This is a genomic window from Niallia circulans, assembly GCF_007273535.1.
Classification (GTDB): domain Bacteria; phylum Bacillota; class Bacilli; order Bacillales; family Cytobacillaceae; genus Niallia; species Niallia circulans_B.
This window is the reverse complement of sequence record NZ_RIBP01000004.1, coordinates 3,284,149-3,297,179: the sequence shown is the minus strand read 5'-3', so window position 1 is coordinate 3,297,179 and position 13,031 is coordinate 3,284,149. Positions and strand designations below refer to the sequence as shown.

General features: G+C 32.7%; 11 protein-coding genes. 8 read left to right on the top strand and 3 right to left on the bottom strand.

Going from position 1 to position 13,031, the window contains the following annotated elements:
• Window positions 1-155 precede the first annotated feature (155 nt).
• The gene (locus CEQ21_RS24305; RefSeq protein ID WP_185766764.1) at window positions 156-2,546 is read left to right on the top strand and encodes a hypothetical protein; all 2,391 of its coding nucleotides are present in this window, start codon (window positions 156-158) and stop codon (window positions 2,544-2,546) included.
• A 1,195-nt stretch (window positions 2,547-3,741) separates the two neighbouring features.
• On the opposite strand, the gene CEQ21_RS24300 is transcribed toward CEQ21_RS24305, so the two are convergent.
• Together CEQ21_RS24300 and CEQ21_RS24295 are read right to left on the bottom strand one after the other, a co-directional pair.
• Window positions 3,742-4,605: a hypothetical protein gene (locus CEQ21_RS24300; RefSeq protein WP_185764152.1), complete on the bottom strand. Its 864-nt coding sequence runs from the start codon at window positions 4,603-4,605 to the stop codon at window positions 3,742-3,744.
• A gap of 218 nt (window positions 4,606-4,823) precedes the next feature.
• Entirely contained in the window at window positions 4,824-5,000 is a 177-nt protein-coding gene (locus CEQ21_RS24295; RefSeq protein ID WP_127734276.1) for a DUF8096 family protein, read from the bottom strand.
• A gap of 261 nt (window positions 5,001-5,261) precedes the next feature.
• Between CEQ21_RS24295 and CEQ21_RS24290 the strand changes: the two genes are divergently transcribed.
• The 4 genes from CEQ21_RS24290 to CEQ21_RS24275 all read left to right on the top strand — a co-directional run bounded on the left by CEQ21_RS24290 (window position 5,262) and on the right by CEQ21_RS24275 (window position 8,959).
• Entirely contained in the window at window positions 5,262-5,609 is a 348-nt protein-coding gene (locus CEQ21_RS24290; RefSeq protein WP_185766763.1) for an ArsR/SmtB family transcription factor, read from the top strand.
• A gap of 15 nt (window positions 5,610-5,624) precedes the next feature.
• On the top strand, window positions 5,625-6,923 hold the full coding sequence (locus CEQ21_RS24285) for an arsenic transporter (protein ID WP_185766762.1): 1,299 nt from the start codon (window positions 5,625-5,627) through the stop codon (window positions 6,921-6,923).
• 33 nt (window positions 6,924-6,956) lie between these two features.
• The gene (locus CEQ21_RS24280) at window positions 6,957-8,600 is read left to right on the top strand and encodes an FAD-dependent oxidoreductase (protein WP_185766761.1); all 1,644 of its coding nucleotides are present in this window, start codon (window positions 6,957-6,959) and stop codon (window positions 8,598-8,600) included.
• Between the two features lie 158 nt (window positions 8,601-8,758).
• Window positions 8,759-8,959, top strand: coding sequence for a hypothetical protein (locus CEQ21_RS24275; protein WP_144454703.1), 201 nt, complete (start codon window positions 8,759-8,761; stop codon window positions 8,957-8,959).
• Between the two features lie 437 nt (window positions 8,960-9,396).
• Here the strand turns inward: CEQ21_RS24275 and CEQ21_RS24270 are convergent, their stop codons facing one another.
• Window positions 9,397-10,254, bottom strand: coding sequence for a LysR family transcriptional regulator (locus tag CEQ21_RS24270; protein ID WP_144454704.1), 858 nt, complete (start codon window positions 10,252-10,254; stop codon window positions 9,397-9,399).
• A gap of 134 nt (window positions 10,255-10,388) precedes the next feature.
• Between CEQ21_RS24270 and CEQ21_RS24265 the strand changes: the two genes are divergently transcribed.
• From CEQ21_RS24265 to CEQ21_RS24255, 3 genes are all read left to right on the top strand, one after another.
• Window positions 10,389-11,483, top strand: coding sequence for an NADH:flavin oxidoreductase (locus CEQ21_RS24265; RefSeq protein WP_185766760.1), 1,095 nt, complete (start codon window positions 10,389-10,391; stop codon window positions 11,481-11,483).
• A gap of 520 nt (window positions 11,484-12,003) precedes the next feature.
• Entirely contained in the window at window positions 12,004-12,456 is a 453-nt protein-coding gene (locus CEQ21_RS24260; protein WP_185766759.1) for a hypothetical protein, read from the top strand.
• A 162-nt stretch (window positions 12,457-12,618) separates the two neighbouring features.
• Window positions 12,619-12,990, top strand: coding sequence for a hypothetical protein (locus CEQ21_RS24255; protein ID WP_185766758.1), 372 nt, complete (start codon window positions 12,619-12,621; stop codon window positions 12,988-12,990).
• Window positions 12,991-13,031: the final 41 nt, after the last annotated feature.

The window sequence follows — 13,031 nt, the reverse complement described above, 5'->3', positions numbered from 1 at the left end:
CGCACGCAGGTATCATGATTTTAAACATAAAAACTCATAGTCTTTTTCTGTATTTTTGCTCCTAAATTTAAGTTCTAGCTCTATTATATTTTCTAACAAAAATGGTATATTATGAATATATAAAATTAGAAATATTAAAGGGGAGGTCTGTTTTCATGAGTAGCAATAAGTTGTTAGAAGAAAATACTGAACAAAATGTACTTGAAAAAAAAGAGCCTATAAATACAGAAAATTTGAGAATAATAAATATAATTAAAACATTCCTTATGCAAAGTATTTTAAATAATAACTACAAACCTAATTCTCTATTTGGAGAAGCTATTTGTTTAAGCCCACTTGGGGAAAAAGTCATAAAAGAATTATTTAATGAGGAAATAGAAAAATCCGGTGTCAAAACAGAGATGAAATTAGCAGCACTAGTAGGATCTATTCAAACAATAGATATTAATAATACCGATATAGATAAACTATTAAAATCTGCGCACGAAGAAATAAAAAGAGAAAGATTATTATTTCCTTATATATTTGGAAGAGAGTTGTATGACAAATTTTATGATCTCTACAATCAATTAGATAGGCTTAATTATAAAGAAACTATAACCCTTTTAAAGGGTAGTCAAAACGGAGTTTTCCAAGTAGATAATTTAATTTCAGGTCCTTTTGGATTGTTAATTTCCCAAGAAAATAGGAATTTTATGCCCTTAAGACCTGTACCAGTACACCACTGTTCTGACTCATCATGTCAGGTTCTGCATATTACAGAACTATCAACAATAGTTAGCAATATTTCAACTTATGAAAGAAAAATAAGGGAGCACCTGCGAAATCACCCGGAAACAAATACCATACCAAAGGTATCCCGTTTAAGAGCTACAAACCAGTTTGACGATAATAATTTAGATGAGTTAATAGTTTTATTGGGGACATTTGCATTAGAGGAACTACAGGTATTATTAGGTTATCTAATTGATAATTTTAGAAATTTAAGAACCTATTTTCCAACAGATAATGAGTTTAGAAGATATTGGCAGGGGAATGGTGAGAAGATTTCTTCTAAACTTCAACATGCTGAGTGCTTACAATTAATTTTTTTGTGTAAGGATTTGGATATTGTAGAATCACTAGAAAAATTAATTTATGAAAATAAAATACATATACCAGCCACTGAGATAAGGAGACCTCATTTTCGAAGGAATTTTAAAAGGTCATTTAAAATTACAACAGAATGTTCTAAATTTGGTATAAGGTGTGTAGTTAAAAATGGTTATACTGAAATTAACACCGCCCTAATAAGACTCAAAAACTTAATTACAATGTTATATACAGACTCTAATAATTTAGAGAGGTTAAATTGGAAATTAAGAAATATACATGGTGATAATTTCGAAGAGAAAATAGAAAAATATTTATTAAGTGAAGATCCAAAAAGAATATTAATGAATTTGATTTTTGATAATCCTGATTATGTACTTAAAACATTTAAGTATTTAAAGTATGGTGATTTTGAATTTCCTTACTCTCCTTTAAAAGAAGACTTTGTAATTAATAAAATACTTTGGAAATTAGGTTTTAATTCCATGAACTTTCCTGAATATTTAAGTGTTTTTTGGAAGCGTCATAATCAATTTCAAAAAACAATAAAAGTTAATGACATCGTAAGTGAAGAGGATAGGGAAGTGATAAGAAGTGCTGGAGTAAATTATTTTGTTTCATTAGAGGAGATTTTAGACTATAGTTTATCTTTTATTACATGGTCATTATTGTCTGATCACTATTTAGATACAAATTTTGTATTTAATTTAGATAGCGCTAGGACTTTTATGGTAGAGAGTATTAATTCTTATGAATACTCTATTAGTGATTCAGATTTCTTAGTGTTAGATGGAGAAGGGAAAAATACATTGTATCCTCTAATTAAGGGTTTTACAGTATTGGCGGAACTATGTGAAAAATATCTTGCTGAAAAAGAAAACTATAAACGACCACTATCAGAATATCCCTATTACCATATGAAGACAGATATTTATAAGTTTCCATTTGAATATAAGATAACTATGCTTAATATTAATGAATCTGAGATAAAGAAATTAATTGATTTTTTAAGAGATGTAACTGTTATATTAGAAACGAATAACATTAGTAATGTTAGGAACCGAATTAAACATAACAGACCGATAAATGAGTTTCCAACTTCAGAGGAGTTAATGAATACTTGTGAAGTTATAAATCAATTAATTAAAGGTATGGAAAATTCTGGTATTATGCCTCAGTTGTATATTTACTCAGGTACTGAAATTGACCAATACGGTAGAGGAGAAGCAAAATTTAAAAATTATCGTGACGTCCCAATTCAAATTAATAATAACTCTCAGTTTAATAGGTGTGGATTACCAGAATATAATGTTCCACAAATTATAATTCCGAATATTCATATAAGAAACTCTATAGATAAATTGAGGTTCCATTACCAAGAAAAAAGTTTGTATTCTATTTTTTGGGAAAATTATCCGAAACATAAAATAAGGTATGAAGAAGAGAATTATTAAACCAGTTGTAAATAATCTCTTTATTTTAGAATAAATAAACAAACAATTTTAGAGTGTTTTAAATAGTATTATTCGAATAGTTCACTTATATAAAAAGTTTTGCAGCCATCTATAAACGTTGTATAAATGTGAACCATATTAGGAAGTGTATGCCCCAAAATTGCCCCCGATTGTTTAAAAAGCTATGAAAAAGAATGAATAGGTAAATAAAAAAATGTTGAATTCATAATAACTATGAGATGTTATGAAATGAAATAAAAGTTAAAATTTACTCTTCTTATGAGATGGAGAAGATGTTTAAGAGGGTTATGTAGCGGTGGGGAAGGGGTTATTGTAGTTTATCTCAACATCATAATCCTATAGTGGATTTAAGTAGTGAATTGCATACCTTTTCATGTATTTATGATAACGAGAAGATTTTATCAGTTGTAACAATAATGATGAGTGGCTAATTGATCACTCATCATTATTGTTGATTACTATTTACTCACGTCATATACAATGAGTGTGAAGCAATCATAAATGAACCGAATTTAATAATTTATCTTTGTCTACAATGTCTTTATGCACCACAATATACTTGGTAGCAAATTTCACCCTTAGCTATATTAGCTCATTATAAAATGAATAATAAAAACAGTCTTTTCATTATTAAGCTTACATAATTATTAATTTATATTTTAAATTATCGTTACAATTAGCTGCAAATTAGCAAATATAGAGCATATTAACATACGTAACTTTGGATTTTTTTAATGATTGCAATTACATCTTTTAGAATTATAAAATAAAACACTATTTAATTTGTACATCACTTCTGAAAATACTTATAACTTCAGTGAAATTTAATGATATATAAGTTTTGGAGAATTCGGAGGGTTCCTCAAGACTCAGTTCATCTGCACATAACCTTAGTAAACTTTCAATTGTTTGATATGTATCTAAGTATAGGCCTTTCATTAAGTGAGATTCTTTTATATTTTTAACCAACTAATACTCCACATCCAATTCCAAAATAAATTGTGTAACTAAGTAAGAAAATAATTAAGATTTATTTTGAATTCCATCATGGAAAATATTATATTTTTTAATTGACCAATGTTACACTACACTACCCTTTTTTTGAGGAACGGTAAACATAAATCCAACTAAAATAAAAACCTCCCAATAATTTAGGAGGTCTGAGATATGTGCATTATAGTTCTGTTAACTCATAGTAGACAATTTTATCGTAAACTAAATTTTCAGTTCTTGGAAGTTCTTTAGTTTTGAAAGTGTAGATGGCAGTACCCTCATCATTTAATCTTTTTTCAAGCCAATTTTCAAAATTATCGGCTTCCTTAGTTGAAAGAAAATATTCTCTTTCAAGTCCATCGACCATTTGAATTCTAAGATGTACAGTTTTACTCTCAGTAGATGGTTCATCTGTAGATGGTTCATCAGTAGATGGTTCATCAGTAGATGGTTCATCAGTGGATGGTTCATCAGTAGATGGTTCATCAGTGGATGGTTCATCAGTGGATGGTTCTTCAGTATAATTAGAAGGGTAAACATTAAATTCCATGATGTTAACATCAGTATTAGATATATTATGTAAGGCAACTTTAGATACGTCAACTAAATTAAAATCCTCAGGCAGTTTAATTAATGAACCATCTTTTGTTTCTGAAGGTACAGTTAAAACTTTAAGGACTGTTCCTGAGTTGTTTAACAGATATACGTTAACTCGACTTTCAGTATTATCTGTTTTTAACCGAATATACCCAATTTTGGATGGCACAGTTAAGGGGTAGATAAAATGATCCATTCTAGATGCACCACCATCATAACGTAATAAAGTTTGATATGTAGATTCATCATTATCAGTAACGGTGATAATTTCATCTTTTTTTGAATTTGAACTTGAACTTACAGCACTATAACCGGTTTTAGAATCTAGTAATCCCCCTGAATAATTTATAAGTGCTTTATTTTCCTCGTTTGCAAATGAATGAATGCTATATGATAGCGATAAAAAAGCTATAATAAGTATGCTAGCTACAAACAACTTTTTAAACATGGTAAAACCTCCCTGAAAAATATTTTCACTATGTATATATCGGATAAAGAAAAAATATCTTTAATAATTTTTTGGTTTTTTTTCTATAATTTGGTTTTGGTTTGTTTCTTTTATAGAAGGGAACTTTTACACTAGTGTAATTTAGTGTAAATTAAAAACGAAGATGAATTGTAATTGATTTGCGTTTAGCCAACTAAATAAAAAAGACCCAATAAGGGTCAAATACTTTTCTTCATACCACATTGACGGCATTCACGGATGAAAATGAAATCCTTAACAGAGCTCTTGAATTGAGCATTGTCGCAATTATCACACCGTCCGCTTTTAACATCAGGGTACTCCTTATAATCATAAACTATCGTTGTATCATATCCGTTATATTTTTCTTCGCTCAAGCGATCACCTTCAAATTAGATTTGCTTATTCATAATAACATAAAGCCATATTTCGGGAATACTGCTATTTTTAAAATCGCGTCCGAATCATTCTTAATATTGGTCTAAATTAGCTATTAAAGAAGGGTTTAGGATTTGAATGGCTGAGAAATCGGGAAAAGGGTTAATAAAGATTCAAATGAAATTAACGCTATGCAATATTCACATATAAGCATATACTTATATACGAAACTAACATAAATAAGGTGGTGGTCGTTCATTATGAGCCAAGCTAATACGCTAGAATTAAAAGAGACTGCGAATGTATTAAAGCTGTTAGGGGATAAAACTAGATTATCTATGGTCAATATGCTGGCTGAACAGGAATGCTGTGTATGTGAATTTGTGGAAATATTTCAAATGTCACAGCCGGCAATCAGCCAGCATCTCCGCAAGCTTCGCGATATTGGACTTGTAAAAGAACAAAGAAAAGGGCAATGGGTAGTTTACTCGTTAAATAAGGAAAGTGAGTATTTCCTTTTGGTACAAGATGTATTAAAGCATGTTCCAAGTGAGCGCGATAAATTTATTTGGTTAGAAAACAATGGATTAAGAATTATATGTAATTAACGGAGGGTAATAGCCTTGCTACAAACTTTTTTAGCTATCATTATTTTTTTATTAACCCTAACATTCGTTATCTGGCAACCGAAAAACCTTTCGATTGGTTGGTCTGCCTGTGGCGGAGCGATACTTGCTCTGCTTGCAGGAGTGGTGGATTTCCATGATGTTGTCGACGTAACAGGGATTGTCTGGAATGCTACTTTGGCATTTATTGCAATTATCATTATTTCATTGGTTTTAGATGAAATAGGCTTTTTTGAATGGGCTGCATTACATATGGCAAGGATTGCTGGTGGAAACGGGATAAAGATGTTTATTTACGTATCTGTTTTAGGTGCAATCGTTGCCGCACTTTTTGCTAATGATGGCGCAGCACTTATCCTGACACCAATTGTGCTGGCAATGGTGCGGGCATTGAAATTAGATGAAAAAATGGTGTTTCCATTTATCATCGCAAGTGGATTTATCGCAGATACAACTTCATTACCTTTAGTTGTTAGCAACCTAGTTAACATCGTGTCTGCCGATTTCTTTGAGATTGGATTTGTTGAATATGCTTCAAGAATGATCATTCCAACAATCTTTTCAATCGTCGCAAGCATTCTTGTCCTTTATTTGTACTTCCGCCAGGCAATTCCAAAGGTATATGATGTTAGCCATTTGAAAAGCCCTGTGAGTGCGTTAAAAGACAAAAAAATGTTTCAAATATCTTGGGTTATCTTAGCAGTATTGCTGATTGGTTATTTTGCGAGTGAGTTTCTTTCTATTCCAGTCTCATTCGTTGCTTGTGTTATTGCAATCGCATTTCTGCTGTTTGCAAGAAAGAGTCCGGCGGTGTCTATTAAGCAAGTAATCAAAGGGGCACCATGGGCAATTGTTTTCTTTTCGATTGGCATGTATGTTGTCATCTATGGACTTCGAAATGTAGGGTTAACCGATTTACTAGCAAATATTATTCAAGCAGCAGCAGACCAAGGATTATTTGTCGCTACACTCAGTATGGGCTTCATCGCTGCTGTTATTTCATCCATTATGAATAACTTGCCAACAGTATTGATAGATGCATTAGCAATCGCAAATACTAACACTTCTGGAGTAATTAAAGAAGGGTTAATATATGCGAATGTTATTGGTTCCGATTTAGGACCGAAAATTACACCGATTGGTTCACTTGCTACATTATTATGGCTCCATGTTTTATCCCAAAAAGGAATGAAAATCTCATGGGGAACGTATTTCAAAACAGGTATCATCCTAACCATACCAACCCTTTTGATTACGTTGATCGGTTTATATTTATGGCTTTCTTTTCTAACATAGTCAAATATTGATTCTATATTGGAGGTTCATATTATGAAAATAATTATTATTGGTTCTGTAGCAGCAGGTACATCTGTAGCAGCAAAAGCAAGACGAAACGATGAAACAGCTGAAATCACTCTTTATAATGCTGACTATGATATTTCCTATTCTAGTTGCGGCATTCCGTATTTCCTTGGTGGCGAAGTAGCTGATTTAGATACGTTAACACCAAGAAGTGCTGCATCATTCAAAAAACGCTATAACGTCGATATTTTTACGAGACATGAAGTAACCCAGATTGATGATAAGCAACGAATAGTAAAAGTGAAAAATTTAGATACAGATGAAGTGAAGGAAGATACATATGACGTATTAGTATTTGCAACAGGCGCTTCACCGATAACACCTGATATTGCTGGAGCTGATCAAAAGCATGTTTTCCAAGTTCGTACAATTCAACATACTGCAGCCATTGATCAATATATGAAGGGAAATCAACCAAAGAAGGTAACCATCATTGGTGGTGGATATATAGGTCTGGAAATGGCAGAGCAGCTGACTCAGCGTGGGTTAGAAGTAACGATAGTTCAACGCAGTCATCATATAATGGCACATCTCGATCAGGATATTGCATCCCGTGTTGAGAAGCACTTAACAACAAAGGGAGTTAACCTTATTTTAAATGATGAAGTAACGACTATCAGGAAGATGGATATACAAACAAAGTCAGGAAAAGTGATCGAAGCAGATATGGTTATATTAGCTGTTGGTGTACGTCCAAATACACAATTAGCTAAGGAAATAGGTGTAACAATTGGCGATACGGGAGCTATTGCCGTTAATAGCAAAATGCAAACGAATCTTCCTAATATATACGCTGTTGGAGATGTTGCAGAAAGCTACTCTGTTATAACAGGAAAACCTATTTATCGCCCGTTAGGAAGCACAGCAAACAAAATGGGAAGAATCGCTGGAGATGTTATCACAGGCGGGACTTTAGAGCACAGAGGTATATTAGGGACAGGCATCTTAAGAGTGTTTGATTTGGCTATTGGTCAAACGGGGATGAATGAAACAGAAGCATTGGCAGAAGGGTTTGATATTGAAGTTCTTCATAATATCAAACCAGCTAAAGCAGAGTATCTTGGCGGAAAGGAAATAGTCATTAAAGCAATTGCAGATAGAAAAACAGGCCGAATCCTCGGTGTGCAAATCGTAGGAGAAGAAGGCGTTGATAAAAGAATAGATGTTTTTGTTACAGCCATAACTTTTAAAGCAAAAGCAGAGGACCTGTTTCACCTTGATCTCGCCTATGCACCACCATTCAGCACAGCAAAAGATCCTGTCATGTATACCGGAATGGCCTTACAAAATGCGATTGAAAAAAGAAATAAGCTGATTACACCGAAAGACCTTTCAGAGAGAATCGAAAAAGGTGAAGCAATCCAAGTAATAGATACAAGAGCGCTAAAACAATACAATGTTTCAAAAGTCGAAACCGCACTTAATATACCACTAGCTGACCTGCGTGAAAAATGCAAAGAGCTTGATCCTAAACTCCCAACAGTAATCTATTGTAATAGTGGAGTCACTGGCAATGCAGCTCAAAATGTGTTGCGCCAATTTGGTTTTCAAGATGTTTATAATCTTTCTGGAGGGAATAAAAATTACCAAGATTATTTAAAGAATAAATGATACCAGCATTTTTATTAGACCTTAGTTCAGCTAAGGTCTTTTTTGCATAGCTTAGTACGTGAAAGAGAAAGTTTGGTTGTTCTATTATCGTTTATTCTATTAAATGAAACTTACACATTTTTTAATCGTATATACTAAAAACAACTGGGAGGGAAGGTATGAAACGGTACATAAGTATTTTTATACTTAGCATATTATTAGGTTTAGTGTTATTAGGTTTTTTAATTCCTCTAATGATTGGGATAGACTCAGTGGGTGAAGTGGATACAGTTATTGGGATACTTTGCATTTTCTTTGGTTCATTTATTATAACTCAGCTATTTTACATAATTGATTTAATCAAAAAGCAAAAAAGTTAACCTCTTTTACCGTTCAATCTACCCGGAATTTGTCGATAATCATGATAGGGAAAATCTTTTTCAGAGAAAAAACCAAATAAGCAAGGGAAGTTCAAAGATGAAATATAGAAAAAGAAAACCAAACAAATTTAAAGATTTTTTTAAAGAGAGTTTGTTTGAAATAGTACTTGAAGGGATTTGGAACATTATAACATTTATTCCAAGGATGCTGATTCGCTTTATAGTTGATCATTGGTGACTGGGTATCAAAAAAAGCGGTTTTTATTGGTAGAATCATGTTGAAAAGTATTTTTATAAATAACAGTGATGTTCAGTCAGGCACAGGAGGATATATAAATTTTGATAATACTCCCTTTATTCCTATAGGCGATTGCATTTTCCCTAATGGACCAATCACACATATTAAAAGGGAGGTGCTTTATGAGCACCTCCCATATTTATTCCCACGTTAATGCATGCTTCTGTACAAGACGAATCATGCTTGTTATCGATGGGGACAACCATTTATCTCTGTGATAGGTTAAATAAGTCGCTAAAGAGCTTTGACCTTCTGAAACCTCCTCGCCTGTAAATATGCTGCTTTTTAGTTCTTCCTTTACAGAAAAAAATGGAACAAGCGATACGCCTAACCCAGTTTTTACACAGTGTTTGATAGCTTCGATACTTTGGAATTCTAAACTGTCCTTTATGACTAGTTTATTTAATAAAATGTACTCGTCAAATACAGATTTATAACTGCATTTTAAATCGGAATATAATGCTGTATTTATTCCATTATTACTTTTACTAATAGGACTGATAAACATCATTTTCTCCCGTACTAATTCTTCTATATACAATTCCTCCTGTTTCCAATTCTCCTTTTCTAAAACTAACGCTAAATCAATGTCACCACTTTGAAGGCTTTTTGCCACATCATAGTTTTCTAATGATTTAACGTGAAGGCTTACCTTTGGGTATTTCTGCTTGAATTCAAGCAGAATGACAGGAATTCGGCAAATTGTTAATGATTCAGATATGCCAATTGTTAATTCTCCTTGAGGTTCTTTGTCAATACTTAGTGCCTGATTATAAAGTTCAATTATTTGAGTGGCATAAGGAAGAAACTGTTGACCAAATTGTGTTAAGATTACTTTTTTTCCCAATCGGTCAAAAAGTGGACTTTCTAATACTTTTTCTAGTTCTTTAATATGGGTAGTAATCGAGGATTGAGCATAACCCAAGTGTTCAGCCGCCTTATTAAAGCCGTTCTTTTCAACAATCGTTTTAAATGTAACTAAATGTCGTAGTTCCAAACTACCATCTCCTAAATTAGTTCAATATTTTTGAACTATCTTATCGAATATATTCGTTTTACTAAACTGTACTGTTCATTTAAGCTAAATTTTGAGAGGTTGTCAAATACGAAACATAACAGGAGGTAATTAATATGGGTAAAAATATCTTATTCCATTCTTATAAAATCAATAATACAGTGATAAATAATCGAGTTGGTGTAGCACCAATGACACGTATTAGTGCTACAGAGGAGGGCTATATAACGGATAAAATGATAAAGTACTATCGTTCATTCGCAAAAGGCGGATTTGGCCTTATTATTACAGAAGGAACATATATTGATGATCAGAATAGTCAGACTTATCGCAATCAACCTGGGATTGCTTTTGAAGGACAAGCACAAGCATGGAAAAAGGTTGTAGATGCTGTCCATGCTGAAGGAGGAAAAATCTTTATGCAATTACAGCATACTGGACCACTTTCACAAGGTAATCGTTTTACCGAGAAAAAAATTGCTCCATCAGCAATCCAGCCTAAAGGAGAACAACTTACATTCTATCTTGGAGAAGGGAAGTTCACTGTTCCAAGAGAAATAACAAAAGCAGAAATGAATGCTGTAAAAAACAATTTTGTAGAAGCTGCTAAACGGGCGGAATCTGTAGGATTTGATGGCGTTGAATTACATGGAGCCAATGGCTATCTATTAGATAGCTTTCTTACAGAGTATACAAATCAACGTACTGATGAATATGGAGGAAGCACTGAAAATCGTGTAAGGTTTCTCGTCGAAATTTCTAGAGAAGTAACAAAAGCAGTAGGCAGTGATTTTATAGTAGGTATGCGAATTTCTCAATCAAAAGTAAATGATTATTTCTATAAGTGGTCAGGAAAAAAGGAAGATGCAAACATTATTTTTACTTCTTTAGGTCAATCAGGGTTAGATTATATTCACGTAACAGAGTATGATGCGCTGCAACCAGCCTTTGCTGAAGGCGAAGAAACATTAGTTTCCTTAGCGAAAAAATATAGTTTGTTGCCAATCATCGCTAATGGACAGTTAGAGAATGTTGAAAATGCTATAAACATGTTAAAAAGTGGAGATGCTGATTTGATAGCACTCGGAAAAGGAGCATTAGCTGACCATGACTGGGTTAGAAAAGTGGAAAATGAAGTAGAGCTGTCAGTATTTAATCCAACAGCTGTGCTGCACCCTGTAGCTGATATTAAGGATTTTGAAATGGAATAAAAATAGTTTGTTATTGAAAAAGAGGCTGGGACATAAGTATGTGAATCTATGTAAAAACCGAACCATTTAATCATTAGTTGATTAAATGGTTCGGTTTTTTGGTTTCTTTAGTTTTAATACAAATGATTAGAAATCTTAGTGGAGTGGAGCGGAGGTCACTCGACTCCTGCGGGAAATAGAGGAAAGGCAGAGACCCCGCAGGCGAAGACGAGGAGGCTCAGCTTCCTCCCCGCGGAAAGCGAGTGGCTGCAGCGCAATGAAACGAACTAATTTTAAACCCATATTCTATTTAGTCACTTGGTTCATTTTTCAAATTAAGATGTAATTTTATTATTCGTGTTTAGAAAGGTTATCTTTAGTTTTGTCCCAGCCTCTTTTTCTTTTTTTATAGCTATCGATAGAATCTGCTTTGAAGTGTAGTGAAAACAATGTAGAACATTCTTCCTTTTGATACCTAGAATTTCTTTGTACTTATGTGTTAATATATTCCATAATAAGTTTAACTACTTAGGAGTTTAGAATGAGGAGCAGACAAGTAAAAAAGGTAAACTCATTTATTTATGTAATCATCATAATGGGGATGTTGGTCATTATCTTTGTCTCAGCAACAATAGAAAAAAATAAAAGAGCCACTTCGGATTCGTATCCAGACATAGCAAGTTCGATACTAACAAGCATATCTCCAAACCAAGTACATATTGTTGAACTACAGGAAATTCGATCTCAATATTTAGACAAAAAGGATAATAAAATAGTCTATGGAAATTCGTCTTTTCGTATTTATTACGGTGAGTATGGTAATAAGCTAGAGGAATATTTGGATTATCATATGTTTCAGTTAGCAACGGTTGCTAACTTTGAAGTTAATTGGAAAGATGACCATGTAGCACTAATTGCAGTTTACCGAAAATCAAAGGATGGAAAGGCTATATACAAAGACGAAACGATTCGTTTGGACACACAGCAAGAATAAAGAGAGATGAATTTTAAAGGCTATTTTTGGTCATTATTATTTGCGTATTAAATAAATAGTAAAAGTTATCAAATTGTGACGATATACTATATATCAATTATTTAAAATCAAAAAGAGAAAAACAGGACGCTGTATTTCAAACTCATGATAGGAGATAACCAATTGTTAATATTAGTTATTTTATTTGAAGTCATCATAAGCTTTTCAGTGTTAACAATAACATTTATTTCTGTTGACACAGTTAAATATAATAATAAAACTATAGAAAATATCGTTGGGGTATATGGTCTAATTGGCATCCTTTTAGTAGGTACAGGCATGTACATCGGAGGAGGAGGAGGACAATCTTTAAAAGAGTATTATTATATATCCATTATTACACAATTAGTTATTCTAGGTTTAGTAATTGTACTAAATCGTATGAGTAAAAAGGCAGGACGTCAAAAGCTTATAAGTATATGTTCACTCAGCTTAGTCACCATAAGCTTTATCATGTATGTTTATTATATCATTGCAAGTTTTATCTATTATTAATAGTTCATTTTATTTTATATTTAGCAAGTGAAACCGCCCAT

Coding starts and splice junctions, on each gene's coding strand:
- CEQ21_RS24305 (WP_185766764.1), top strand. CDS start 156: ATGAGTAGCAATAAGTTGTTAGAAGAAAATACTGAACAAAATGTACTT.
- CEQ21_RS24300 (WP_185764152.1), bottom strand. CDS start 4,605: ATGTTTAAAAAGTTGTTTGTAGCTAGCATACTTATTATAGCTTTTTTA.
- CEQ21_RS24290 (WP_185766763.1), top strand. CDS start 5,262: ATGAGCCAAGCTAATACGCTAGAATTAAAAGAGACTGCGAATGTATTA.
- CEQ21_RS24280 (WP_185766761.1), top strand. CDS start 6,957: ATGAAAATAATTATTATTGGTTCTGTAGCAGCAGGTACATCTGTAGCA.
- CEQ21_RS24275 (WP_144454703.1), top strand. CDS start 8,759: ATGAAACGGTACATAAGTATTTTTATACTTAGCATATTATTAGGTTTA.
- CEQ21_RS24265 (WP_185766760.1), top strand. CDS start 10,389: ATGGGTAAAAATATCTTATTCCATTCTTATAAAATCAATAATACAGTG.
- CEQ21_RS24260 (WP_185766759.1), top strand. CDS start 12,004: ATGAGGAGCAGACAAGTAAAAAAGGTAAACTCATTTATTTATGTAATC.